Genomic DNA, 24,570 nt, shown 5'->3' with positions numbered 1-24,570 from the left:
ATGGGCGCGCGAAATCGATGGCCGGGCGAACGCATCACCGGCCGGAAGCCCTGTCGATCAGCCGGCGCGCAGCGAGGTGACGATGCTCTGCAGGAGGTGGAAGGCGCCGGCCTGCTCGTCGGGCGTCAGGCCGCCGAGCATCCTGACCTCGACGGAGCGGACGGCGACGGTCGCCTTCTCGAGGCTGCGCCGGCCGCGCGGCGTGAGCCGTGCGGGGAGCGCCTTGCCGACCGGAGCCTCGGTCGGCCGGGTGACGTAGCCGTCCCGTTCGAGCGCCTGCAGCAGCACGTTCATCGACTGCCGCGTTACGAACGCACCGCGCGCGAGCTCGGAGTTCGACAGGCCCGGGCGCTGGGAGAGCAGTTCGAGACAGGAGTAGTGCGTCACCGTCATGCCGAGCGGGCGGAGCACATCCTCCATCGCGACGCGGAGCGCACTCGACGCCTCTTTCAGCAGATAACCGAGGGACGTGTCCAGATCGATGCCGTCTTGACTCATGTCAGTATTCTGACATAGGGTGGCGCGTGTCAGAAAACTGACACACGACGAAGGAGCACATCATGCCCGCCACCGGCCCCGACTTCATCTCCCTGCAGGTCCGCGATCTGGACGCGTCGCAGGCGTTCTACGAGCAGTACCTCGGCCTCGTCCGCTCGCAGGCCGGCCCGCCGCACGCCGTCGTCTTCGAGACGACCCCGATCGCGTTCGCACTGCGCGACCTCATCCCGGGCACCGACCTGGACGCCGTCGCCCAGCCCGGCATCGGCGCAGCGATCTGGCTGCACGCCACCGAGGTCCAGGAGATCCACGACCGCCTGGTCGCCGACGGCCGAACGATCGTCGCGGCCCCGATCGACGGCCCGTTCGGCCGCACCTTCACCTTCGCCGACCCGGACGGGTACCAGATCACGCTGCACGACCGCGGCTGAGGAGGCATGGCGGCCTCAGCGGGAGGCCGCCTCGTCGAGCCGCTCGTTCAGGATCATCGCGGCGTCGATCAACGCCAGGTGAGTGAAGGCCTGCGGGAAGTTGCCGAGCTGTTCGCCGGTGGGGGCGATCTCCTCGGCGAAGAGCCCCAGGTGGTTGGCGTAGGTGAGCATCTGCTCGAACGTGAGCCGTGCCTCGTCGAGGCGGCCCTCGCGGGCGAGCGCGTCGACGTATAAGAAGGTGCAGAGGGAGAACGTGCCCTCCGAACCGCGCAGTCCGTCCGGGGACGCGGCCGGGTCGTAGCGGTACACGAGGCTGTCGGAGACGAGTTCCGCGCCCATCGCCGTCATGGTGTCGTGCCACTGCGGATCGTGGGCGGAGATGAAGCCCACCTGCACCATCTTGAGCAGGGAGGCGTCGAGGATGGGTTCCCCGTACTGCTGCACGAACGCCCGGCGCTCCGCATCCCAGCCGCGCTCCATGATCTGGGTGTAGATCGCGTCGCGCTCGGTGCGCCAGCGGTCGACCGGCGCCGGGCGCCCCCAGCGCGCGGCCAGCCGGAGGGCCCGGTCGAACGCGACCCAGCACATCAGCCGGCCGTAGGTGAAGGCCTTGCGGCCGCCCCGGGTCTCCCAGATGCCCTCCTCGGGCTGGTCCCAGTTGTCGACGAGCCAGTCCAGGAGGCGGCAGATCGCTAGCCAGCCCTGCTGGCCGAACTCGATGCCCGCGAGGTCGGCGTGGTACAGCGCATCCAGGGCTTCGCCGTAGATGTCGAGCTGCAGCTGGCCGGCCGCACCGTTCCCGATCCGGACGGGATACGAGCCGCGGTACCCCTCCCACCCCTCGACGATCTCTTCCGACAGGTTCGGGTCGCCGTCGATGCGGTACATGATGTTGAGCGGCCCGGTGGGACTGCCGTCGGCCTCCATCACCCGGTCGCGCAGCCACCGGCCGAACGCCACGGCCTCGTCGCGGAAGCCCAATTTCACCAGGGTGTTGACCGAGAACGAGGAGTCCCGCACCCAGGTGTAGCGGTAGTCCCAGTTGCGCTCGCCGCCGACCTGCTCGGGCAGTCCCGCGGTCGGCGCTGCGACGAGCCCTCCCGTCGGGGCGTAGGTCATCAGCTTCAGCGTGATCGCCGACCGCTCCACCTCCTCGCGCCACCGGCCGCTGTAGGCGGAGTACGAGATCCAGTCCTGCCAGAATCGCGCGGTGCCGTCGAAGAGTTCGCGGGCCTCCGCGACCGCGACCGCGCGCGGCGGCTCGTGCGTGCCCGTCTCCAGCACGACACCGCGCTCCTGGCCCTGCGTGAGGACGACGGATGCTCTCACGTCGCCGTCCCCGGTCTGCTCGGCGCGCGCCAGGCGCTCGTCGCCGGGGTCGCGGATGAGGCTCATCGTGAGCGTCGTGTCCCCCGCCTCGAAGGTCGCGCCGTCCTCCAGCACCGTGAGGGTGTGCGGCGTGCGCCCGTAATCGAACCGCGGAGCGACCTCGATGTCGAACTCGATCCGGCCCCGCACGCACCGGATCAACCGGACCAGGCGGTGCGCCTCGTGCGCTCCACCGCGGGCCACCGGCATGAAGTCGACGAGCTCGCCGACGCCCTCCTCCGTCAGGAAGCGCGTGACGAGGATCGCGGTGTCGGGAAAGTACAGCTGCTTGGCATCGAACGCGTCGGCGCGGGGCCGCGCACTGAAATGGCCCCCGCGCTCCTCGTCGAGCAGGGAGCCGAAGATGCTCGGCGAATCGAACCGCGGGCTGCAGAACCAGTCGATCGTGCCGTCCGTCGAGACGAGGGCCGAGGTCTGCAGATCGCCGATCAGGCCGTGGTCGGCGATCAGCGGGTACTCGCTCATGTCATGACCCCTCTCGTCGCCGACCTCTGGTGAGCGGATCGTAAACCCCGCGCAGACGCCGCGGATAGGGGCGGATCCCATCCCTTCGCCGGCGACGTGGGGTCACGCGCTCGTTCCGGCGGGACCACCTCCATCTCCGACCGAGGGGCGCACTATCCCCGACCGGAGCACGCGATCGCCGATCGCGACGGCGATTGCGACGGCCGCGAGCTGACCGACCACTCGGCCGACGAGGAAGAGGACGAGGAAGGGCGCACTCGCATCCCGCGGCGACAGCACGGGCACGGAGACGAGGGTGAGGAGCCCTGCGGTGACGAGCGCTCCGACGACCTGATGCCCGAGCCGCAGCGGTCCGCGTCTCGCGAGGAGCAGCAGGGTGAGGTCGAAGCCGACTCCCGTGACCACGAGCGGGACGACGATCAGCACGCCGAGCGGAGTGAAGCCCACAGCGAGGATGCCCACGAGCGCGCACGCGATCGTGGTGGTCCAGGGGAACCCGACCAGCCGCCTGGCGAGGAACGGCAGGACACTGTGCAGGCCGGCTACCGCCGCGTACGCCGGCGCGAACACCGCGGCCAGCACCGACGTCACGGGAGCGACGAGGACGAGGAGCAGCGCACCGAGCGCGCCGAACGCGGCGATGATCAGCAGAGAGCGGGTGCTGAGCCGGTCTGTCGTCGGGCGGGGGGACCGCGACACGATGAGGGACCTCCGTCCGGGTTCGTGTCATCCATCCTGCCGGTTCAGGGGGTCACCGCCTGACGGACACGGCGCGACAGTGTGCACAGATGGTGAAAGATAGTGAGCGGAGGATCGATGGATGAGGAGATGGTGCACGAGGGCAACGCTGCACCCGGACAGACCACGACCGGACGATCCGCGTTCGCCTCGTTGCAGACCGCCATCGAGTGCAGCGACTGGGAGGGCGCGAGCGCCTCCGTCCGCGATGGATGGTTCCAACTCGCCATCGAGCATGGCGATGCGACTCGACTGCTGCTCGAGCGCGTGCCGGCCCACGAGCTGCGCGCTCAACCGCTGCTCGCGATGATGTTGGGCCTCAGCTACAACGTCCTCGGTTTCCATCGGCTCCGGGCGATCCGCTACTTCGTGACAGCCGTCCGCGCCGCGCGAGCGCCGCGCAACCGGACCCTTTCCCCCATCGACCGTGTCCTGATCCGCTCCGCCGAGGCGAGCGCCTATCGCCTGATCGGCCGACCCGGGCTGGCCGTCTCCGCCGCTCGTGCCGCCGTATCCGAGCTGGACCAGTTGGCCGACGAGCAACGCCAGGCGATACGCGAACTCCCGCGCGTCTACGCCCAGATCGGTATCTCGTTCTACTACGCCCACGAGGTGGACGACGCCATGCGCACGTTCGCGAAAGGACTCGCCGCCACCCCCACGACACCACCGTCTCCCGGTTTCGGGAATCTGGCGATGCTGGCAGGCATCCATGCGCTTCAGGGCGACCTCCCCGAGTCGCAGGCCCACGTCGAGTACGCCCGTACCGGGCCATGGAACGACCGCCAACGACGCATGTACACGGGAACGTTCTATCGTCTCGCCGAGGCGATGCTCGCGCTCGAGCGCTTCGACCCGGACGAGGCCAGGGCGCAGCTCGCGGCGATGGAGCATGACCCGCGCTCGATCGAGCACTGGGTCGTGGTCGCGCAGGTGGAGGCGCTGACCCGGCTCGTCGCAGGAGAACCGGGCAGAGCGCTGGCGGACCTCGAAGCCTACGTCAGGATGCGGTCCGCGGAGTCCCGTTCCGCGACGGTCCGTACGCGGCTGGCAGAGACGCGCGCGATCCTTCACTTGGCACTCGGGAACCCCGACGCCGCCCGCACCATCGTCGATCGCGACATGACCGACGGTCCCGAGCGTCACATCGCACGCGCACGAGCGGACCTCGCACTCGGCAAGAACGGGTCCGCGCTGAGCGGCCTGCGAGCCGTCTCGGGTGCAGCGTCGACAGCCCGCCGATCGGCCGAGGCGGTTGCGCTCGAGGCGGCAGTGCTTCTCCGACTCGCGCCGACCACGCGCACCGCGGGGGCGGTCGAGCAGCTCGGCGCGCTGCTCGAACGCACACGCCAGCGGCTTCCGCTCGCCATGCTCCCGACGGACGACCTCGAACGCGTGACGACGGCACTCGACGGCGCCGGTTACCGCCACGTGTTCCAGGACGTGCCTCTGCGCTCGCTCCTCCCCGCCAGCGAGCTGGGACTGCCCCTGACCGCCCGGGAGCTCGCCGTGCTCACCCAGCTGGTGACCACGTCGTCCGTGGCGCAGATCGCATCGGCCCTCGTCGTCTCGACCAACACCGTCAAGACGCAGCTGCGGAGCCTGTACCGCAAGCTCGGAGTCAACAATCGCGAAGACGCCGTCGCCATGGCGCACACCCGGCATCTACTCGTCAAGCGCGATTGACCAACCGCTGAGGGCGTGACCGGCAGACCGCCGGCCACGCCCTCCGTTCGCTCCTAGACTTCGCGGTTGCGGCGGCGGGTCAGCAGCAGAACTCCGCCGGCGGCGAGCAGGATCGCGCCGACGCCACCGATCGTCCACCCGATGGTCGAGCCTGTGGACGCGAGGCCTGCGACGCCGACCGGATCCACCAGGTGCTTCGTCGCGCATCCCGGGTTCCCGTCCGGTGCGGGTACGCAGGCGGCCTCGGCATCCGGGCTGGTCACCGCGTTGGCGATCGCCCGGTCTCCGTCACCCGTCACGACCACGGAGTAGTGGATGGTCACGACCTGGCCGACGGAGAGCTCCCCCGACCAGGTGAGGCGGTCGCCGTGGCGCTGGACGGATCCGGCGCTCGCCGTCTCATCCCCCGCCCACGTCGCGTCGTCGAGGACCCGCGACAGGTCGTCGGTCAGGTGACCCGTGACAGGCGACGTACCGGTCTGCGCGACGGTCAGCGTGTACCGGATGCGGTCGCCCGGCTTCACCATCGAGCCCGACGCCGGATCCGACGTCTTGGAGAAGGTGTATCCGCCGTACTTGTGAATGGTGCTGCAGCCCGGATCCGTGTCGGTCGCGTCGACGCACCGTCCACCCGATCCGGGTGGTGCCGTCACGACGTTGCGGATGGTCGTGTCGCCGCCACCGGCGACCTTCACCGCGTAGGTGATGGTGACCGTCTGGCCGATGGCGAGGTCTCCCGTCCAGGTCAGGGCGTCGCCGGTCCGGGCGACGGTGCCGGAGGTGGCCGTCGCGCTGCCGTCGACGAATTCGGCGTCGTCCAGCACCCCTGCGAGATCGTCGACGAGGGTCGCCCCCGAAACCGGTGCCGTGCCGAACTGGGTCGCGGTGACCGTGTAGGTGATCGTGTCCCCGACAGCGACGGTGGCGAGGGACGGCGGGGTGGAGGACTTGCCGTAGACGTAGCCGCCGACCCGGTGCACCGTCGTGCAGTCCGGGTTTCCGTCGGCGGCGGGAACACAGGTGCCGTCCGCGGAGCCGGCGACGTTGGTCAGCGTCCAATCGCCGCCACCCTGGGCAACGATCACGGAGTACGTGATCGTGACGGTCTGGCCGACGGCCAGATCGCCCGTCCAGGTGAGAGTGCCGAGATTCGCGCCGCCTCGGGTGACCGAACCGCTGCTCGCCGTCTCGTCGCCGACCCAGGCGGCGTCGTCGAGCACGCCGGTGAGATCATCGCTCACGGTCACACCCGTCCGGGCCGCCGCTCCGACCTGCTTCACCTGGATGGTGTACGTCACCGTCTGTCCGAGCCGGACATCAGTGCCGGGAGCCGGGTCGGACGTCTTGGAGTACGTGTAGTCGCCGACATCGTGACGCGTGGTGCAGGCGGCGAAGTCGTCGCAGCCCTCGGAGGCGACCACGTTGATCAGGGAACCGTCGCCCAGCTGCTGGGCCCCCTTCACCGTCACCGAATAGGTGATGTGGGCGATCCCGCCGACCGGGAGCGTCCCCGACCAGTCGAGGTGGGCTCCCGTCACGGTGGCCGAGCCGATGTCGGAGGTCACGTCGCCGTTGTAGGCGGCGTCGTCGATGACCTTCGACAGGTCGTCGCTGAACACGGCGTCCGCCGGCGCGCTCCCGCGCTGGGTGACGGTCACGGTGTACGTGATCGTGTCACCGGCCCTCACCTCGCTGCCACCCGCCGGGTTCGACGTCTTCGCGACGTGGTACGCCACGAGGTCGATCCCCGCCGGGTCGCAGGGGATGGTCGGAGGGACGCCCGAGTCGGCCGGGGTGTCCGCCGATGCGCACGCCGTGTTGACGAACGACCCGCCGGGCAGTGTGTCATCCAGGTTCAGCGTGTACTCGTGAGACCGCTTCTCACCCGGTGCCAGCGAGTCGATGTGGAACGCACCGGCGGGGTCCTTGTCATCGGTCACGTTCAGGTTCGTGAGGGCGCCCTGTCCGGTGTTGGTCACGGTGATGCGGTAGGCGACCGTGTCGCCGTAGTGGAACACCGGGTAGTCGACAGCGCTGTTCGCGTCGTGCCACGTGCCGTCGGCCGCCTGGACCTCCTTGAGGAGGATCGCGGAGTAGTGGTTCGCCACGGTGATCGCCGCGGACGTGCGCATCGCGAGGCTGGTGTGGCCCGCGATGGACTGCGCGCGATTGACGAGGGCGTCGCCGCCCTTCACTCCGTCCGTGGCGATGTGGACGCCGAACGACTGCGTGGCACCCGGTGCCAGGGAGCCGCCGATCACGCGGATCGCGGTCGCCGCGGCCGGGATCGTGGTGGTCCACCCGACGGTGTTTCCGGTCGGGTCGCCCGGCGCGGCGCCGTTCTGCGCGTTCGACGGGTCGTCGGAGAGTGTGGCCGGGTCGGCCGTCGTGTAGTAGACGGTCGCGTTGAGCGGCGCGTTGACGGAGGTCAGCGAGTACGAACCGGAGTACGCGGTGCCGCGGCCGTCGCCGTTGAAGGGCAGGATGTCGATGGTGTCGGTGAACGGCTGCGTGATCGGATCGTACGATTTGACCGTCACGGTCCACGATCCGGTGCCTTTTCCGTCCCCGTTCAGATTCGGGATGAACGGGGCGTCGGCGGTCTTCGCGATGGTCGTGTAACCATCGGTGGCGACCGTCACCTGGGCCGCGGCGGTTTTGGAGAGACCGCCGTACGACGCCGTGACGGAGTTCGTCAGCGTCGATCCCGGAGTGACGGTGCCGTCGGCGACCGCCTGGTAGGTCAGCGCGTGGTCCGCGTTGGTGCTGACGCCGTTCAGGGTCCACGTCAGCACTTGCTGACCGGAGCCGTTGGTCACGACGGCCGGCTCGGGCGATGCGGTACCCGGGACATAGGTGACGCCCGCCGGCAGCGTGTCCGTCAGCTGGTAGCCGTCGATGGCGGCGGGGACGGCCCCGGCGCCGTTCGCCGAGTACGTGAGGGTGTAGACGGCAGGCTGTCCCGGGCTCACCACCGAGCGGTCGACGCTCTTCGCGATGGCCGGGGTGGCCGTGACGATACGGAGGACGTCGCGGAATCCGGTCGTGCAGGGATAGCGCGATCCTGCGGTCGGAGTGATGCACCCCGTGCCGTTCCACCAGCCGTCCGTGGTGGCGTCGAAATCGACGATCCCGGAGAAGAACGACCAGACGTCCGTCCCGGCCGGCACACCGGGCTTGATGTGCTGGTTGACGACGGCGGTGATGTTGGATTGCGCGGACAGCCGTTCGAACTCCCCCTGCGTCCCGACGATGCGCATCGCCTTGACCGTGGCGAGGTCCGCCGGTTGCGCCGTCGTCCAGCCGGTGGTGGATGCGCAGTTGAACGCGTTCGGGTCGTAGCCGGAGCTCGCCGGGTCGAGCGTCGGATCGGAGCCGACGTAGTACTCCACGGTCGTGGCCAGAGTGTTGTCCAGGGCCTGCGCCCACGCCCAGCCGGCGAAGGTCGCGTACTTCGTGTCGATCGCCGTGCACATCCCCACCCGGCGGGTGTCGGCGCGGTCCGTGTGCAGCTGGTATCCGGTGTCCATGTACTGACCCACCGTCGTGCCGGCGGATACGCGGTACGTGTCGTCCCACGTCGTTCCGCCGCTGTTCGTGTACCCGCGGCCCCAACCGGACGAGTACAGGCCGGGAGTCGTCCATGCCTTCGACTCGGCGTTGTTGGCGGGGTCGTCCTGAGACGTCTGCCCGCTGGTCGACGTGTAAGTGGGCGCATCGGAGTTCAAGACTGCCGAGCCCTGCGCGGCCGTGGCCACGCGGATCCAGATCGAACCGGATGCGAGCGCGACCTGGTCGACGGGCAGACGGTTCCCCGCCGAGTCGAGTGTCGGCGGGTTCGCCGGCGCGTAGTCGATCCCGGTGATGGTCAGCCGGAAGGCGGTCGTACCGGTCTGGGTGATTACGCAGGTGCCCGCCGGGGCGGTCAGCTGGGCGGCGGGGTGGGTGCCCCCCGACCACGGGTGGCCATCGGCGGCTCCGGGACCGGAGAAGGCCGTGCAGCCTTTCGCGTCGACAGACACGGCGCTGCCCTGAGGCGATGCGATGTCGAGGTTGTAGGTGATCGACTGCGGCCCGGCTTCGCTCCCGAGTGCCTTGCTCAGCGTCCACTCGTAGTCGACCAGGAACCCGCCGGTCCCGAACGAGTAGGTCGGAGTTCCCGTTCCCCAGCGCATGTCCATCCCGAACGGGTTGGTGACCGCGATCGGGCTGAGGGACGCCGTCTGTCCGCCGATCGTGCCGGCCGCCGTGATCTGGCTCCCGGTCGCGCCGTCGGCGACCATCGGCGCCTGCAGAACGACCGCCGTCCCCTGGGCGCGCGTCCCCAGATTGCACGTCAGCGTGTGCCCGTCCGCCGAGATGCTGGAGGTCGGCGAGACCCCCGTCGTCAGACAGAGCGACGGCGTCGACGCGAACCGCGCGTTCTGCGCCACGATCGTCACGGTCACGTCGTCGACCGGGCCGTTGGAGGGCGCCGGGGCGTCGTCATTGACATTGAGGCGCCACACTCCGGTCACCACGTCGCCGCTCGTGACGGAGGCGGGTGTCCCTGGTGCCCACGAGCCCTCGATCTGATAGACCGGCGCCGCGGACGCCGGCGCAGCGAGGAACACCGTCGCCAGGGCGAGTGCCGTCGCCATCAGGATCGCGAGCCACCGCCACGGCGACCCCAGCCTCAGAGCGGTCCGGCCGACTCGTACATCCCGATATGCAGACACCGCGGCATCCCCTTCATCCTGCGTCGATCGTCAACGGGATCCGCTGAGACACCGATCGCGCCGGGCCGAATCTATCGGGACGGGAAAACGTACGAGCAACTTTTCACCCCGGCCTTCACCCTCCTCGAGCACCCCGGGGCGGATACTGGTCGCATGACGTCCGTCCGCCTCCGCCGCTGGTCCGAACCCGACGCGCCGCTCCTGGCCGGGGCGAACACCGCCGACATGACGGCGCACATCGCGGGGCCCGAGACGGACGAGCAGGTCGCCCGGCGCCACCGCAACTATCTGCGGTTCTGGGAGGAGGACACGGCGCACATGTTCGCCGTGCTCGACGGCGACGAGCCGGTGGGCGGCATCGGCTGGTGGCACATCGATCGGGACGGTGTCGCCGCGGCCGAGACCGGATGGTTCGTGCTCCCCCACGCGCAGGGCCGGGGAGTCGCGCGCGCGGCCGTGCTGCTCACGATCGAGGATGCGGCTGCGTCGCTGGCCGCCGGGACGGACCTGTACGCGTTCCCGTCGGTCACGAACCGGCCGTCGAACGCGCTGTGCGCGGGGACCGGATTCGAGCTACGGGGCGAGGAGGACTTCCCGTTCCGTGGAGAGGTGCTCCACGTGAACGTGTGGGCGACGACGCTCGGTGAGCGGTAAGCGGGACGCGACTCCTACGAGCTGCCGCGCTCGTCCTCCTGATCGCCGAACGTGGGGAGGGCGAAGTCGGGCAGGGTGGTGAGGTCGGCGGTGAGGTCGCCGAGGTGCGCGACCGTTTCGGGGCTCAGGATCTCGGGCCATTCGATGTCGACGTCTTCGGTGACCATCTGGCTGGCCGGGCCGAGCAGGAGCCTCAGCTCGCGCAGTTCCCCGCTCGCATCGCGGCCGGGGAACTCGATGACGGCGGCCTGACTCGCGCCGGCGAGAGCGGCGCCGTAGTCGAGGATGGCGTCCGCGATCCTGTCGCCCGTGAAGATGGCCGTCCCGCCGTAGATGATCTTGCGCATGCGACGAATGTCCCCCGGTGCGGCGGCACATTCAAGGGGGTTGCGGGCCGAACTGTGCGGCCCTGTCCCCCTCAGCGGCGCCGGAGGTCGCCCGCGGCGGGGCAGTCGAACGGGTCGCGGGCGGCGAGGCCGACGCGGTTCAGGTACTCGATGACGATGGCGTACGACCGCACGAGACTCGTCTCGGTGTACGGGATGCCGTGGGTCGCGCAGTGCACGCGGGTCAGCTCCCGGGCCCGTGCCAGCGACGGGCGCGGCATGGACGGGAACAGGTGGTGCTCGACCTGGTGGTTGAGGCCGCCCATCAGCGCGTTCATCCACCAGCCGCCCTTGATGTTGCGGGAGGTGAGGACCTGCTTGCTGAGGAAGTCGACGCGGGAGCCGGTCGGCAGCAGCGGCATGCCCTTGTGGTTCGGGGCGAACGAGGCACCCATGTAGACGCCGAAGACGGCGAGCTGCACGCCGAGGAAGGCGAACGCCATCCCGAGCGGGAGGAAGAGGAAGACCAGGCCGAGGTACACGGTGAGGCGGACGGCGATGGCGGTGAGCTCCTGCGAGCGGCCGACGGTGGGCCGGCGCTCCATCAGCGAGCGGACCGAGGTGACGTGGAGGTTGACGCCCTCGAGCATCAGCAGCGGGAAGAAGAAGTAGCCCTGGCGGCGCGTCATGGCGGCCATCAGGCCCTTCTGCTTGGCCGCGTCCTCCTCGGTGAAGGAGATCGTGTCGAACTCGATGTCGGGGTCTTTGCCGACGGTGTTCGGGTTGGCGTGGTGCCGGGTGTGCTTCGTCATCCACCACTGGTAGCTCATGCCGACCATCCAGGTGGCGAGGAAGCGGCCCACGCGGTCGTTGACCGGGCCGGACGCGAAGATCTGGCGATGCGAGGCCTCGTGGGCGAGGAACGCGAACTGCGTGAAGATGATGCCCAGCGCGCCGGCGATCAGGAGCTGGAACCAGGAGTCGCCCAGCAGGACGAAGCCGGCGATCGCTCCGCCGAGGCCCGCGGTGAGGAGGGCGAAGACGAGGATGTAGAAGCCGCGGCGGCGCTCGAGGAGCCCCTGCGAGCGGATCTGTCCGAGCAGTTCGTTGTACGTGCTCGTGACGGGCTGGCGGCCCTCGGGACGGACCTTGGTGCGCTGCACCGGTCCGAGAGTGGATACGGTCATCGTCTGCCTCCGCTGGTGTCGATGCGACTTCTCAGCCGAGGTATGGACGAAACGCCCTAGATATTCGTAACGCTACGCGGCGTAGCTGGAGATTGGCGGCGAAGACGCCCCGTGTTGCACGGGGCGTCTTCGACCGATCAAGCGGGTCGGATGTTCGACGCCTGCGGGCCCTTGGCGCCCTGCTCGACGTCGTACTCGACCTTCTGGTTCTCGTCGAGGTTGCGGTATCCGCCGGTCGCGGCGATCGCGCTGTAGTGGGCGAAGACGTCGGCGCTCCCGTCATCCGGGGCGATGAAGCCGAAGCCCTTTTCCGAGTTGAACCATTTGACGGTGCCTGTAGCCATCGTCTCTCTCTTTCGTGATGGGGAACCGTGTGAACGATTCCGTCCCCCGCGCCGAATGTGACGTGGGCGTGTGTGGGTGCTCGGGATCGAGCACGCGTCGGCGGAAATGAAGTGCCGGGTGGGTGTGAACAGGAGGTCCTGCGCGGCCTCGACCGTGGCGGCGATGCCGACGGCTCTGGACTGCTCGTCGAGGACGGCGAATCCGTCGAGGACGCGGTGGGCCATTCCGGCGTATTCGCCGGCACGAGTGGCCACCCAGACGTCGTCGTCGGCTTGTCGCCAGGAGGTCGCGACGGGTGTCGCGTGTTCGAGAATGCTTGTGATGGTGTTCCTTCGGCGCCTGGTCGGCGCACTGTGTGCGGATGGTGACGGCCGGCTCAGCAGAGGGGCTGCGTCACGTCGGGGATGAGTAGAGGGGGCTGCTTCGGAGAGAGTCAGCGCGAGGAGGGCGGGTTTCGGCGCGATTCGCCGGCACCGCTGGTCGAGCGGCCGGATTGTCCCGGCTCGAGGTACTACCAGTGGGAGCACATCGCTGTGCGGACGAGGTCAAGCATACACGGATGGGCTGGGCGCCCCGTTCAGAGCCGCCGGATGGTGAGCGACTGCTCCGCGAAACCGACCGCGCCGTCGCGGTCGTGGAGCACCGAACGGGTGACGCCGAGCCCGGTCGCCCCGAACACGACCTCCGTGTCCAGGCCCAGCCACTCGCCGGACGGTTCGCGGTGCAGGTGGAGGGTCAGGTCGACGTTGGGGAACATCCACTCGGTCGGGTGCCGGCGGACGGCGACCCCGTTGGCCGTGTCGACGAGCGCGATCCAGGAGGCGACGGGCTCGACCTCGACACCGGCGACCAGTTCGCGCGACGTCGACAGCCAGACCGTCGCCCGCCCGGGCTCCGGTGGCCGGATCGCCCGGGCGTCGAGCGACGCGACGTAGCCGCCGCGCCACACGTCCGTCATCGGCCAGCTCGGGGCCGACTCCGGCACCGGGAGAGGCTCCGGCGCGCCGCCCGCCACCTCGGCGGTGTCGAACGAGGAGAGCAGCCAGGCACGTGCCTTCACGGCGGCGCGCCCGCGGATGACGGCCGTCGCCTCCACCAGCTCGATCGTGCGGCCGGGCCGGATCGTCTCGACCGAGACCTCCACCGGTTCGGAGGCGAGGAAGCCCAGGATGTCGTAGCTGATCCGCCCGAGCTGCAGTGCCGGCCCCGGCCGCTCGGCGGCGTGGCGCAGGATCTCGTGGGCGATCAGGCCGCCCAGCGGGCTGAAGTGGATCTCGTCATCGGCCCACGCACCCCCGGCCTCGGAGGTCGGGGTGAAGGTGTGCTCGCCCGTCTGCAGGAAATATGCCGTCGTCGCCATGTCCCCAGACTATGTCGCCGAGCACGGGAGCCCGGCACGAGGCCGGGCTCCCGCTGCTAGGTGGCGTTTTCACACCGGGGCCGAGGGTACGACGCGGGCGGTCGGGTGCGCACGGGGTTGACAGGGTGCGCGTGGAGGGGTTGCCGGTTACTCGTCAGAGACTGCTGCGTCCCGCCGGCGGCTCCGACGGCGCAGCCAGATGGTGACGGCTGTGACGCCTCCTGCAATCGCCGCAACGCCGACACTGTTCCAGACGTTCCACCAGAAGATCGGTCCCATGTTCATGCTCCTTTTGAGTTCGCGTTCTGATCAATCGAAGTTCAGGACGACCAGCTGACGGCGGCCGAACCGCTCCGAACAGTCAATTGCAGCCAGAAGGTGGTGCTGTAGGGGATGCCGCACATCTGGGCACTGACATCCATTCGGCCGATGTTCGACGCCGGCCGTCCCAGGTACACGAGATTCGCGCTACATGCGCCGCCGATTGACCACCCGGCGCCGTAAGTGTTCGTAACTGTGTTGTTACCGAGGTTGTAAGACGCGTAGAAGGAGAGGGAGACCAGCCCGACCCACATGTCGACCTTGCAATTGTTGCGCGATGTCCCGCTCACCGAGCATCCGGAGATTCCCGGCTTGTTGAGGGCACCTCCAACCTTCGGGATCTCGAATCGGCTGACCGAGATCGAACCGTCCCGATAGGTGTTGACGGTGTAGTCGCCGTCTGCCTCGGTGTACTTCTCGACGGACACGGCCTCCGCCGCACTCGACATCGAGTCCCATTGCTCTCCTGCCAGATAGCTCGCGATAAGCCGATCCTGGACCGTTTGGCTGGCGCCGTACTGCGACAGGAAGCCTTTCGCTGTTGCGATCGCCGGGTCCTCCGCAGCCTCGGCGGGCAGCGATGGAAGTAGCGCGAGCGCTCCCGTCGTCGCCATGGCTGCCAAGGCCGCGAATATCCCTTTCATCTTCATCAGTGCGTCCCTTCGTCAGCAACTCCTATGTTGCAACTAAGATAAATTGTTGCAGCTTCTGGATATTAAAGACAGAGTGCTTGAGGATGAGGCGTAAGGAATGGGCGGCCTCGCGGACACAGAGGATGGCTTCCCACCCTCGGTCCGCGACGCCCCGATCAATACACGGCCTCCGTATTCCGTCAGCGACACGCGCGTCGAAGAGGGCGAGGCGACTGTCAGCCCCCGCCCTCAGAGCACGTCGTACATCAGATGGGTCGCCGTCGTCGAGACGATCACCGACCGCTGGACGAGGGCGCGCGTCGGGCCTGCGGTGAAGAGCGGCGTGCCCGACCCCAGGATCAGCGGCGAGAGATGCAGGGAGAGGGTGTCGACCAGTCCGGCGGCGAGCGCCGAGCCGATGAGGGCGCCGCCGCCCATGAGGACGACGTCGAGATCGGCTCCCCGAGCCGTGGACGCGGCTTCGGCGCGCTCGCGGGCGGCCTCGACCGCATCCACGAGACCCGTCGTGACGAACGTCCAGTCGAGCCCGGTCAGGCGCACGGCGGCGGGGCGCTCGGACGTGAGGACGACGAACGGAGGCTTGCCGACCTCGCCCGCCCCGTAGCCCACCTCGTCGTTCCAGCCGCCGGGGCCGTCGACGACGTCGAAGAGGTTGCGTCCCATCACGACCGCGCCCGAGCGCGCCATCCCCTCCTGGAGCTGGCGCTGATCGTCGGGGTCGTCGGAGAACGCCCAGTTGTGCAGAGGCCGCCCACCGGTGCCGAGCCCGTTCTCCGGGCCGGCGTCCGGTCCGGTCACGAAGCCGTCCAGGGAGATGGTGATGTCGGCGACGACGCGGGTCATGACGCCACCGCCGTCGCGAGCAGCTCGTCGAGCTTCTCGTAGCCCTCGGTCACGCCGTACTCCATGCCTTCGGCGATCATCCCCTCCAGCGCCTCCTTCGACGTGAAGACGGAACGGCCGACCAGGCGGGAGCGACCGCCCGGGAGCGATTCGAAGCGCAGGCGGTCGAGGCTCACCTCGCCGGGTGCGCCGAGGTACTCGAACGTCTGGATGATCAGCTCGTTCTCGACCACGCTGTGGATGACGCCGCGGAACCCGTACGTGTTGCCCTCGGGGTCGGTCTGCTCGAAACCGTAGACGCCTCCGGTGCGGAAGTCCCAGTCGGTGATGATGCTGTCGAGCGCGCGCGGACCGACCCACTGCACGTACAGCTCGGGATCCGCGTGGGCGCGGAAGAGGGCTTCGACGGGGGCGTCGAATTCGCGGGTGAGATCGGCGTACGACGTGCCCGGGACGACGTCGATGACGACAGGGTTGCTCATGACTCCTTCTCCTTCGTTCGGTGCTGCAATGCGTTCGAGTGCTCGGCCGGGTGGGGCTCGAGCACGGCGTCGAGGCGCCGGTAGCGGGCCTCGGCTTCGAGCCGGTAGCGGTCGATCCACGAGGTGAGGCGCTCCAGCGCCGCGGCGTCGAGGTGGACGGGGCGGCGCTGCGCTTCGCGCGTGCGCCACACGAGCCCGGCCGACTCCAGCACGCCGATGTGCTTCGACACCGCCTGCAAGGTGATGTCGAAGGGCTCGGCGAGCTCGCCGACCGTGGCGGGCCCCCGGCTCAGGCGCGCGACCATCGCACGCCGCACCGGATCGGCGAGCGCGGCGAAGGCGGCGTCCAGAGGGTCGTTCTCGTTGTGATCAACCATTTGCTTTATCAATCTTTCGGTTGAGTAAAGAGTAGGGCGTGCAAGAGGGGACGTCAAGGGCCGATCGAACCTTGACCTGACGCGGGGCGGGTGACACTGTTAAGAATATGGATGGTTAAATATTAAATTCATAGGAAGGTACAACAATGTCGTTGAAACTTCGCAGCTACGCCTCGGTCGTAAGCGAGGCGGCGGTCATCGCCCTCTCGCTGGGCGGAATCGCGCCGGCCTCCGCCTCCCCGGAGTCCGAAACGGAACCCGCCCTTTCCGCACTCGAAGGCATGGGCCTCCTCGACCACAACGATGTGGAGAGCGCTACCGGGAGCCTTGATCTCATCAAGGGCCTCATCGTCGACACTGCAGATGCGGCAGTGTCCCTTCGGCCTGTGGCGCAGGTATCGCCGACCGTCTCGGACGACGGGAAGGCCTTGATCTACGTCGAGGATCCTGCTTACAGCCTCGCCGTGACGGGAGCATCGAGCCAAGCGGATGCCGGCTATGTCGTGATCCACGATGCAGGCGCACCGACCCGATACGAATTCGCGATCGAGGTCGACGGAGAACCCGCCGCCCTCGTCGTGCACGGCGACCGCGTACTGGTGCAAGACGTGAGCGGCGCAACCGTGAATGTGATCGCCTCGCCGTGGGCGCGGGATGCGAACGGTGTCGCGATTCCCACTCGCTATCACGTGGATGGCAACGTCCTGATGCAATTCGTGGACCATTCGGCGCGCGCCGCCTACCCTGTCGTCGCCGACCCCCGGATGGAATGCAATTGGTTGAACTGCACGCTTGAACTGACTCGGGGCGAGACACGAGCACTGGCGAACAACACGCTCAACGCAGGGATCGTGTGCGCCCTCACCGGATCGCTGGCGGCGGCCTGCGCCGCGGTGCTCATCGCCTCGTGGGCGATGGCGAACGTCGCCGTCAATACCGGCCAGTGCATCGGGGTCAGGATCATCAACCTCCCGATTCCGAACAACCCCCACGCCGTCTACGTACCGTGCTACGCATAGACAGGAGGAGGCCGCCATGCCCGCATCTCGCTCTGACACCGCCTTCCACGACGTCGTACGCCGCGGGCCATTCGCGCTGATCTATTGGTTGGTGACGGGCGGCGCGATTCTGGCCGTCGTAGGCAGCTACTTCATCGCCACCGAAGAGCAGCGTCTGGTCATCGGGCCGGTCGCCTTCGCAGCGATCGTCGTCGTCATCTGTCTCCGGTACGTCCTCGCCGCGAATCTGCGGAAGAAGAGAGCTGCTCAGCACTCGGGCGAGACGTAGCCGCCGGATTCGTATCCGGGTGACGACCAGACCCGGACTAGACCCGCCCGACCCACTCCAGCAACCCCCGGTTGAAGGCCTTCGGCTGCTCGATGTTGGCGGCGTGGCCGTCTTTGCGGATGACGGCAGAGCTGCCCCGCGGCGTGAGGGCCGCCGACGCGGCGGCGTGGGTGCTCGGCCAGAACTCGCTCTCGGCGCCGGCGACGAAGAGCACGGGGACGGTCGTCGCTGCGATGGCCGGGCGCCAGTCGGCGGTGGCGTGGTCGTGCAGGAGAGCGAGCTCGCCGGGCGTGAGGGTGCGGTCGCCGCCGCCCTTCATCGCGGTGAGGAGGTGGACCAGGCGCATCCCGCGCCGGGCCAGGGGCGTGCCGTGGCCGGTGTCCGGGATGCCCTCCGCGAAGTGGGTGTCGCGGTTGGCGTCGTCGTAGCCGTAGAAGCCGTGCGGCCAGTCGGCGGAGTTGAGCATCTTCGGGGTCTGGTCGACGATGGCGACGGCGCTCACGCGGTCCTCGCCGTGCTGCGAGAGGTACGACCAGATGGTGTTGCCGCCCATCGATCCGCCGACGAGGACCGCAGTGCGCAGGTCGAGTGCGTCGAGGACGTTCGCCAGGTCTTGTCCGCGGCGCGCCATGTCCACTCCGGTGGCGGGGCGCTCGGCGAGCCCGTGCCCGCGGAGGTCGACGGTGAGCACGCGGTGGCCCGCCGCGGCGAGCGCTGGCACCTGGTAGAGCCAGCTGGCGGCGGACGCCTTGAAGCCGGCGAGGAGTACGACGGGTCGCCCGGCCGGGTCGCCGTGCTCGGTGTAGTCGAGGCGGACGCCGTCGTCGGCGGTGAGGGAGGTCATGGGGTCACCCTTCGGCAGACACGGGCTCGGTGGCGGGCTCGGTGGCGGGCACGGCCGGGAACGCCTTGCCCGGGTTCAGGATGCCGTGCGGGTCGAGCGCGTCCTTGACGGCGCGGTGCATCCGCAGCACCGTGGGGCTCAGCTCCGCCGCGGCTCCCGGCAGCTTGAGCAGGCCGACGCCGTGCTCGCCGGTGACGGTGCCCCCGAGTTCGCGGCACGCGTCGACGATGCGGGTGAAGGCGGCCTCGGCGCGGTCCTTGGCGGCAGCATCCCCCTCCGGCGCGATGATCAGCGGGTGGAGGTTGCCGTCGCCGGCGTGCGCGATGTTGGCGATCACGACCTCGGCCTCGGCGGCGATCCGCTCGATGCGGGCGAGCATCTCCGGGACGGCGGAGCGCGGCACGCAGACGTCCTCCGTGAGAACGGGCCCGAGCCGCTCGAGCGAGGGATAGGCGAGCCGGCGGGCGAGGAACAGCCGCGCGACGTCCTCGGGGTCGGTGGCGCGCTCCACCCCGCTGCCGCCCGCCTCGGCGAAGAGCCCGGCGATGCGGTCGGCGAGCTCCTCCCCGGCCGCGCCCACCTCGTCGACCGCGGCGAGCAGCAGGACGTCCGCCTGCTCGGGCAGCGTCCAGCCCTGCCATTCGGCGACGGTGTGCAGGCACATCCGGTCGATCAGCTCCAGGGCGGAGGGGACGATCCCCGCGGCCGAGACCGCGGCCACGGCTCGGCCCGCAGCGGTCAGCGACGGGAAGTAGCCGATGATCGCGCGCTCCTCGCGGCCGCCCAGCGGCCGCAGCGTGACGGTGACGTCCACGACGATCCCGAGCGTGCCCTCCGACCCCACCATCAGCGCGGTGAGGTCGTAGCCGGTGACGCCCTTCGCGGTGGTGCGGCCGAGCTTCGCGACGCTGCCGTCGGCCAGGACGACGGTGAGGCCGAGCACGTAGTCGCGGGTGACGCCGTACTTGACGCAGCAGAGGCCGCCCGCGTTGGTGGCGACGTTGCCGCCGATCGTGCTGGTCGACATGCTCGCCGGGTCGGGCGGGTACCAGAGGCCGTGGGCGGCGACCCGCTGCCGGAGGTCGTCGTTGATGACGCCGGCCTGCACCACCGCGTAGCGCTCGTCGGTGTTCACCTCGAGCACGGCGGTCATCCGCTCCAGGGACAGCACGATGCAGCCCGCCGTCGCGTTCGCGCCGCCCGAGAGCCCGCTGCCCGCACCGCGCGGGACGACCGGGACGCCGAGGCGCGCGGCGACCCGCACCGCCGCGACGACGTCGTCCACCGAGCCGGCCAGGACGACGGCAGCCGGCTCGCCGAACGCGGCCCACTCGGCGTCGTCGTGGCTGTACCGCAGCAGTGCCTCCGCATCCGTGAACAGGGCTTCGGGAGGGAGGACCTCGCGCAGGGCGGAGACGACATCGTTCATATGTCCGCATGGTATCCCGCGCACCTTCACGCCATACTGACCCCATGAGTCAGACCGGATCCCGCACGGGAGAGAACGCGTTCGTCACCTTCCTGAAGCGCCGATGGCTCGCCATCGTGCTCGTGGTGCTGCTCGTGGTCGTCGCGATCCAGAACGCGGTCGGGGCGGACACGGCGACGATCTTCGTGCTCTGGGGGCAGCTGAAGATGCCCACCTGGGCGCTCGTCCTCATCGTCTTCGTGGTCGGCGCGATCGCGGGCTGGATCATGGCGCGCAACCGGGCGGCGCGCAAGCGGCGTTGAGCCGGGCCTGCCGCGCCCGGTTGACGCGCACCCCGGGCGGGGGTTCGGTGGGGACATGGTCGCACTCATCATCATCCTGCTCGTCATCTGGGCCGTGCTCGCGGTGCTCGGCTTCGCCATCAAGGGCCTGCTGTGGCTCGCGATCCTCGCGCTGGTCTTCTTCGTGATCACCGCGATCATCGGCTGGCTGCGGCGCAGCGCCAACCGCTCCTGACTCCCGGCACCGCCGGATTGAGATCCGGCGGTGCTGAATCGCATCGCACTGCGCTGTTGGACAGCCCTCCGCCGACCCGCGAATCTGGAACCATGGCCTACGAACCCGCCCCGAACCGCTACGACAGCATGCTCTACCGCCGCACCGGACGCAGCGGCCTCGACCTCCCCGCGCTCTCGCTCGGGCTCTGGCAGAACTTCGGCGACGACCGGCCGATCGAGACGCAGCGCGCGATCGTCCGGCGCGCGTTCGACCTGGGCATCACGCACTTCGACCTGGCGAACAACTACGGACCGCCCTACGGCGCGGCCGAGATCAACTTCGGCCGCATCCTGCGCGAGGATCTGGCCCCCTACCGCGACGAGCTCATCGTGTCGTCGAAGGCCGGCTGGGACATGTGGCCCGGCCCGTACGGCCAGGGCGGCGGGAGCCGCAAGTACGTGCTCGCGAGCCTCGACCAGTCGCTCACCCGGCTCGGCCTGGACTACGTCGACATCTTCTACTCGCACCGGCCCGACCCCTCCACGCCGCTCGAGGAGACGATGCAGGCGCTCGACACCGCCGTCCGGAGCGGCAAGGCGCTGTACGTCGGCATCTCCTCCTACGGCGCCGACGAGACCCGCCGCGCCGCCGAGATCCTGCGGGAGCTCGGGACGCCGCTGCTCATCCACCAGCCGTCGTACTCGATGCTGAACCGCTGGATCGAGACGGAGGGGCTGCTCGACGCGACCGGCGACCTCGGCGTCGGCGTCATCGGCTTCACCGCGCTCGCCCAGGGGATGCTGACCGACAAGTACTTGAACGGCGTGCCGGAGGGCTCCCGCGGCGCGGCCGGCGGCTCGTTCGACGAGAGCTGGCTCACCGACGAGGCGATCGGCCACCTCCGTGCTCTCAACGAGATCGCCGGCGCCCGCGGGCAGACGCTCGCCCAGCTCGCGCTGGCCTGGGCGCTGCGCGACGAGCGCGTCACGTCCCTCGTGACCGGCGCCAGCAGCGTCCACCAGCTGGAGCAGAACGTCGCCGCGCTCGACCGCCTCGACTTCACCGCGGACGAGCTCGCGGCCATCGACGAACACGCCGTCGACGCCGGCGTGGACCTGTGGGCGGGAGCCCGGCGCGGGGAGGTCTGACCGCCGCGCACCGGAACCGTTCAGGCGGCCATGTGCAGAATGTCACGTGTGAGCACGCGCATCCTGTTCCCGGCCGATACTCGATGTTCTCTGATTGACTGCTCGCAGTTCTCTTCCGAGCGTTAGAGTCCGGGGGCAGTGGACATGACCGCGATCATCGAGACCGAACGGCGCACGGGCGCCGAGCCGCTGGCAGCGGTGCGCCCGTGGACGATCGCGGTCGCCTTCGGCCTGGTCGCCACGGCGGTGAGCGCCGCCGGCAGCTGGATCCCCTCGCTCTGGGGAGACGAGGCGGCGAGCGTGATGTCGGCCGAGCGCCCGGTCGGCAGCCTGATGACCATGCTCTTCCACGTGGACGCGGTGCACGGGTTCTACTACCTCGGCCTGCACGGCTGGATCCGGTTGGTCGGCGACAGCCCGTTCGCCATCCGGTTCCCGAGCGCCGTCGCGATCGGCTTCGCGGTCGCCGCGATCACCCTACTGGCCGGGCGCCGAGGCGGGCCGACCGCGGCGATCGCGGCCGGGATCGTCGGCACGGTGCTCCCCCGCATGACCTACGCGGGCGAGGAGGCGCGCTCCTTCGCGTTCAGCGCCGCCGCGGCCGCCTGGCTCACCCTGCTCTTCGTCTGGCTGGTCGACGGCCGCGGCCGCACCGCACCCGCGAACGTGCGGCGCACCTGCTGGGTGCTCTACGCGGCGGGCATGGCGATCGCCTCGTACCTGTTCCTCTACATGGTCACGCTCGCGCTCGGCCATCTGGCCGTCCTGCTCCTGAGCCGGGCGTCGCGGCGGACCCTGGTCTCCTGGTCGCTAGCGATGGGCGGCACGGCGCTGGCCATCGCGCCGATCGCGCTGCTGGCGTTCTTCGAGCGCAGCCAGATCAGCTACCTCGGGTCGCAGCCGCTCGACCCCAGCACCCTGCTCTACGCGCCGTGGTTCAGCACGCCGTGGGTCGCGATCGTCGCGTGGGCGCTCATCCTCGTCGCCGTCGTCTCCAGCGTCGTCGGCTGGCGCCGCGCCGGGCTGCGCCTGCGGACCGGCGTGCCGGTGACGACCACGACCGTCGCGTTCTGCTGGCTGATCGTCCCGACCGGCGCGCTGCTGCTCGTGAACATCGCGTTCCCCCTCTACACGGCGCGCTACTCCACGTTCGCCGCTCCGGCCGCCGCGCTGCTCGTCGCCGAGGGGATCCTGGTGCTCGGCCGCCGGCTCGCGCGCGGCGACGCCCGCCGCGCCGCCGTCCTCAGCGGGGTGGGACTGCTTGGATTCATCGCCGTGTGCGCGCCCGTCTACCTGCTCCAGCGCGGGCCGTACGCCAAGAACAACAGCGACTGGTCCGAGGTGAGCGCCGCGGTCGGATCCATCGCGAAGCCGGGCGACGCGGTCGTGTTCGACGAGTCGACCAAGCCGTCCCAGCGACCGCGTCTCGCGATGCGCACCTACCCGGCCGGGTTCGCGAACGTGCGCGACGTGACGCTCGAGACGCCCTATTACGACAACATCGGCTGGGCGGACCGGGTCTACGGCGTGCAGCGCGCGGGCGAGCTGGGCCGCTTCGACGACGTCGACCGGGTGTGGCTGGTCGAGAACGACGTCGACGGCAACCTGAAGGACTACGGCCGCGAGGCGCTGAACGAACTGGGCTTCGAGGCGACCGGCCGCATCGTGTCGACCCACCGCACCGCCATCATCGAGCTCACCCGCTGACCTGCCGCCCCGGCGCGCCCGACGACCTCTAGGCTCGGTGGCATGCGGGCATCCGACACCCATCCCGACGCCGACGGCGGCGCCGGCCTCCTCGCCGCCGAGCGCCCCGCCCTCCTGCGCGCCTCGTCCGTGGAGTCCGTCGCGCTCGGCGTCGGCACACTGGCGTTCGTCCTCGTCGGGGTCGTCGCCCTGATCGTCTTCGGCGGCCGCCACCTGTCCATCTCGGGCGCCGGCTCGATCGGGGAGTTCGCGGCCGTCGCGGGCGGCATCGTCGCGCTGCTCGCCTACGCCGGGGGGCGGGTGGCCGCGTGGCGCATCCCCTGGTTCGGCTCGGCTCCGGCCGGAGCGCGGTCGCGGATGGACGTCGCGGTCGAGGTGTTCGACACCGTCGCGATCGCCGTGGCCCACGCCATCGTCGTGCTGCTCCTGTGGGCCGTGCTGGGCTTCGTCCTCGCCCGCAGCTTCCAGGACGCGTTCGTCTTCTCGTTCCCCGGCTCGCTGCTCGTCGCCACGGCCGCTGCGGTCAGCGCGTACTACGTCTTCCTGTCGGCGGCGAAGATGAACCCGCTGCTGCTCTCCACCGTGCTCGCGGTCTTCCTCGTGCTGGGAGCGCTGACGAGCATGATCACCGCCTCCGACCCGCACTGGTGGAAGCAGAACCTCAGCGCGCTCGGCATGACCGACGACATCTCCGGGATGACGTTCAACCTCACCGTCATCGTCGCGGGCGTGCTCGTGACCGCGATCGCCCGGTACGCGACCGCCTCCTCCGGCACCGACGGCCGGGCTCCGGCCCGGGGCGAGCTGCGCGTGCGGACCGCCCTGATCGTGATCGGCGTCCTGCTCGCCTGCGTCGGACTCTTCCCCGTGAACGAGTTCCTCCTCGTCCACAACACCGTCGCCACCGGCATGGTGATCGTGTTCTGCGCGCTCGTGATCGGGCTGCGCTGGCTCCTGCCCGCGCTGCCCCGCGCCTTCGTCGTGCTCGGCTGGGCGTTCCTCGCCGTGATCGCGCTCGTCGCCGTGCTCTTCGCGATCGGGGACTACAACCTGACCGCGGTCGAGCTGGTGGCCGCCGTGCTGATCTTCAGCTGGATCATCGTCTTCCTGCGCATCACGACGGCCACGACCGCGGACGCGGCGGCACGGAGCCTGCCCCGCTGACCCTCGGACGCGCGGACCGT

The 24,570-nt window shown here is 69.6% G+C and carries 24 protein-coding genes; 10 read left to right on the top strand and 14 right to left on the bottom strand.

All coding sequences use genetic code 11. The annotated features are described in order from the left end of the window. Nucleotides 1-57: 57 nt before the first annotated feature. Entirely contained in the window at nucleotides 58-498 is a 441-nt protein-coding gene (locus BGO91_RS19185; RefSeq protein ID WP_290474335.1) for a MarR family transcriptional regulator, read from the bottom strand. A 62-nt stretch (nucleotides 499-560) separates the two neighbouring features. Here BGO91_RS19185 and BGO91_RS19180 point away from each other — a divergent pair, with 62 nt between their 5' ends. After that, nucleotides 561-929: a VOC family protein gene (locus BGO91_RS19180; RefSeq protein WP_290474334.1), complete on the top strand. Its 369-nt coding sequence runs from the start codon at nucleotides 561-563 to the stop codon at nucleotides 927-929. Between the two features lie 15 nt (nucleotides 930-944). Here the strand turns inward: BGO91_RS19180 and BGO91_RS19175 are convergent, their stop codons facing one another. Both BGO91_RS19175 and BGO91_RS19170 read right to left on the bottom strand, forming a co-directional pair. Then, a complete protein-coding gene (locus BGO91_RS19175; RefSeq protein WP_290474333.1) occupies nucleotides 945-2,783 on the bottom strand; it encodes a glycoside hydrolase family 15 protein in 1,839 nt (612 codons plus the stop codon). Between the two features lie 102 nt (nucleotides 2,784-2,885). Further along, a complete protein-coding gene (locus tag BGO91_RS19170) occupies nucleotides 2,886-3,482 on the bottom strand; it encodes a hypothetical protein (protein ID WP_290474332.1) in 597 nt (198 codons plus the stop codon). Between the two features lie 117 nt (nucleotides 3,483-3,599). Here BGO91_RS19170 and BGO91_RS19165 point away from each other — a divergent pair, with 117 nt between their 5' ends. Beyond that, nucleotides 3,600-5,207 carry a helix-turn-helix transcriptional regulator gene (locus tag BGO91_RS19165; protein WP_290474331.1) on the top strand — a complete coding sequence of 536 codons (1,608 nt, stop codon included), beginning with the start codon at nucleotides 3,600-3,602 and terminating at the stop codon, nucleotides 5,205-5,207. A 53-nt stretch (nucleotides 5,208-5,260) separates the two neighbouring features. Here the strand turns inward: BGO91_RS19165 and BGO91_RS19160 are convergent, their stop codons facing one another. Then, nucleotides 5,261-9,847, bottom strand: coding sequence for a hypothetical protein (locus BGO91_RS19160; RefSeq protein WP_290474330.1), 4,587 nt, complete (start codon nucleotides 9,845-9,847; stop codon nucleotides 5,261-5,263). 231 nt (nucleotides 9,848-10,078) lie between these two features. Here BGO91_RS19160 and BGO91_RS19155 point away from each other — a divergent pair, with 231 nt between their 5' ends. Further along, the gene (locus BGO91_RS19155) at nucleotides 10,079-10,579 is read left to right on the top strand and encodes a GNAT family N-acetyltransferase (RefSeq protein ID WP_290474329.1); all 501 of its coding nucleotides are present in this window, start codon (nucleotides 10,079-10,081) and stop codon (nucleotides 10,577-10,579) included. 14 nt (nucleotides 10,580-10,593) lie between these two features. Here BGO91_RS19155 and BGO91_RS19150 read toward each other — a convergent pair whose 3' ends face one another. From BGO91_RS19150 to BGO91_RS19115, 8 genes are all read right to left on the bottom strand, one after another. After that, nucleotides 10,594-10,926 (bottom strand): hypothetical protein, encoded by a 333-nt coding sequence (locus BGO91_RS19150; protein ID WP_290474328.1) that lies wholly within the window; start codon nucleotides 10,924-10,926, stop codon nucleotides 10,594-10,596. A 71-nt stretch (nucleotides 10,927-10,997) separates the two neighbouring features. Further along, nucleotides 10,998-12,092 (bottom strand): acyl-CoA desaturase, encoded by a 1,095-nt coding sequence (locus BGO91_RS19145; RefSeq protein WP_290474327.1) that lies wholly within the window; start codon nucleotides 12,090-12,092, stop codon nucleotides 10,998-11,000. A 137-nt stretch (nucleotides 12,093-12,229) separates the two neighbouring features. Next, on the bottom strand, nucleotides 12,230-12,436 hold the full coding sequence (locus BGO91_RS19140) for a cold-shock protein (RefSeq protein WP_039923385.1): 207 nt from the start codon (nucleotides 12,434-12,436) through the stop codon (nucleotides 12,230-12,232). A 578-nt stretch (nucleotides 12,437-13,014) separates the two neighbouring features. Next, complete coding sequence (locus BGO91_RS19135) at nucleotides 13,015-13,797, bottom strand: thioesterase family protein (protein ID WP_290474326.1); 783 nt, start codon at nucleotides 13,795-13,797, stop codon at nucleotides 13,015-13,017. 320 nt (nucleotides 13,798-14,117) lie between these two features. Beyond that, complete coding sequence (locus tag BGO91_RS19130) at nucleotides 14,118-14,768, bottom strand: hypothetical protein (protein WP_290474325.1); 651 nt, start codon at nucleotides 14,766-14,768, stop codon at nucleotides 14,118-14,120. A 231-nt stretch (nucleotides 14,769-14,999) separates the two neighbouring features. Continuing rightward, nucleotides 15,000-15,614: a dihydrofolate reductase family protein gene (locus tag BGO91_RS19125; RefSeq protein ID WP_290474324.1), complete on the bottom strand. Its 615-nt coding sequence runs from the start codon at nucleotides 15,612-15,614 to the stop codon at nucleotides 15,000-15,002. Continuing rightward, entirely contained in the window at nucleotides 15,611-16,096 is a 486-nt protein-coding gene (locus BGO91_RS19120) for an SRPBCC family protein (protein WP_290474323.1), read from the bottom strand. Before BGO91_RS19120 ends, BGO91_RS19125 begins: the two co-directional genes overlap by 4 nt. Beyond that, complete coding sequence (locus BGO91_RS19115) at nucleotides 16,093-16,473, bottom strand: metalloregulator ArsR/SmtB family transcription factor (RefSeq protein WP_290474322.1); 381 nt, start codon at nucleotides 16,471-16,473, stop codon at nucleotides 16,093-16,095. The genes BGO91_RS19120 and BGO91_RS19115 overlap by 4 nt, the downstream gene beginning before the upstream one ends. Before the next feature lie 146 nt (nucleotides 16,474-16,619). Here BGO91_RS19115 and BGO91_RS19110 point away from each other — a divergent pair, with 146 nt between their 5' ends. Further along, nucleotides 16,620-17,492 (top strand): hypothetical protein, encoded by an 873-nt coding sequence (locus BGO91_RS19110; RefSeq protein WP_290474321.1) that lies wholly within the window; start codon nucleotides 16,620-16,622, stop codon nucleotides 17,490-17,492. 16 nt (nucleotides 17,493-17,508) lie between these two features. Then, nucleotides 17,509-17,760 (top strand): hypothetical protein, encoded by a 252-nt coding sequence (locus tag BGO91_RS19105; RefSeq protein ID WP_290474320.1) that lies wholly within the window; start codon nucleotides 17,509-17,511, stop codon nucleotides 17,758-17,760. A gap of 37 nt (nucleotides 17,761-17,797) precedes the next feature. On the opposite strand, the gene BGO91_RS19100 is transcribed toward BGO91_RS19105, so the two are convergent. Both BGO91_RS19100 and BGO91_RS19095 read right to left on the bottom strand, forming a co-directional pair. Next, entirely contained in the window at nucleotides 17,798-18,604 is an 807-nt protein-coding gene (locus BGO91_RS19100; protein WP_290474319.1) for an alpha/beta hydrolase, read from the bottom strand. 4 nt (nucleotides 18,605-18,608) lie between these two features. Further along, nucleotides 18,609-20,033, bottom strand: a complete 1,425-nt coding sequence (locus tag BGO91_RS19095) for an FAD-linked oxidase C-terminal domain-containing protein (protein WP_290474318.1) — start codon at nucleotides 20,031-20,033, stop codon at nucleotides 18,609-18,611. 44 nt (nucleotides 20,034-20,077) lie between these two features. On the opposite strand from BGO91_RS19095, the gene BGO91_RS19090 reads away from it, so the two are divergent. The 5 genes from BGO91_RS19090 to BGO91_RS19070 all read left to right on the top strand — a co-directional run bounded on the left by BGO91_RS19090 (nucleotide 20,078) and on the right by BGO91_RS19070 (nucleotide 24,550). Next, the gene (locus BGO91_RS19090) at nucleotides 20,078-20,335 is read left to right on the top strand and encodes a LapA family protein (protein ID WP_290474317.1); all 258 of its coding nucleotides are present in this window, start codon (nucleotides 20,078-20,080) and stop codon (nucleotides 20,333-20,335) included. A 55-nt stretch (nucleotides 20,336-20,390) separates the two neighbouring features. Beyond that, complete coding sequence (locus BGO91_RS19085) at nucleotides 20,391-20,549, top strand: hypothetical protein (RefSeq protein WP_290474316.1); 159 nt, start codon at nucleotides 20,391-20,393, stop codon at nucleotides 20,547-20,549. A gap of 92 nt (nucleotides 20,550-20,641) precedes the next feature. Continuing rightward, on the top strand, nucleotides 20,642-21,679 hold the full coding sequence (gene mgrA / locus BGO91_RS19080) for an L-glyceraldehyde 3-phosphate reductase (protein WP_290474315.1): 1,038 nt from the start codon (nucleotides 20,642-20,644) through the stop codon (nucleotides 21,677-21,679). Between the two features lie 144 nt (nucleotides 21,680-21,823). Continuing rightward, complete coding sequence (locus BGO91_RS19075; RefSeq protein WP_290474314.1) at nucleotides 21,824-23,386, top strand: hypothetical protein; 1,563 nt, start codon at nucleotides 21,824-21,826, stop codon at nucleotides 23,384-23,386. Nucleotides 23,387-23,428: 42 nt separating this feature from the next. Beyond that, entirely contained in the window at nucleotides 23,429-24,550 is a 1,122-nt protein-coding gene (locus BGO91_RS19070) for a DUF998 domain-containing protein (protein ID WP_290474313.1), read from the top strand. Nucleotides 24,551-24,570: the final 20 nt, after the last annotated feature.

Origin of the sequence: Leifsonia sp. 71-9 (assembly GCF_001898805.1) — a bacterium.
Lineage (GTDB): Bacteria > Actinomycetota > Actinomycetes > Actinomycetales > Microbacteriaceae > Leifsonia.
This window is presented reverse-complemented; position numbering and strand designations above follow the sequence as displayed.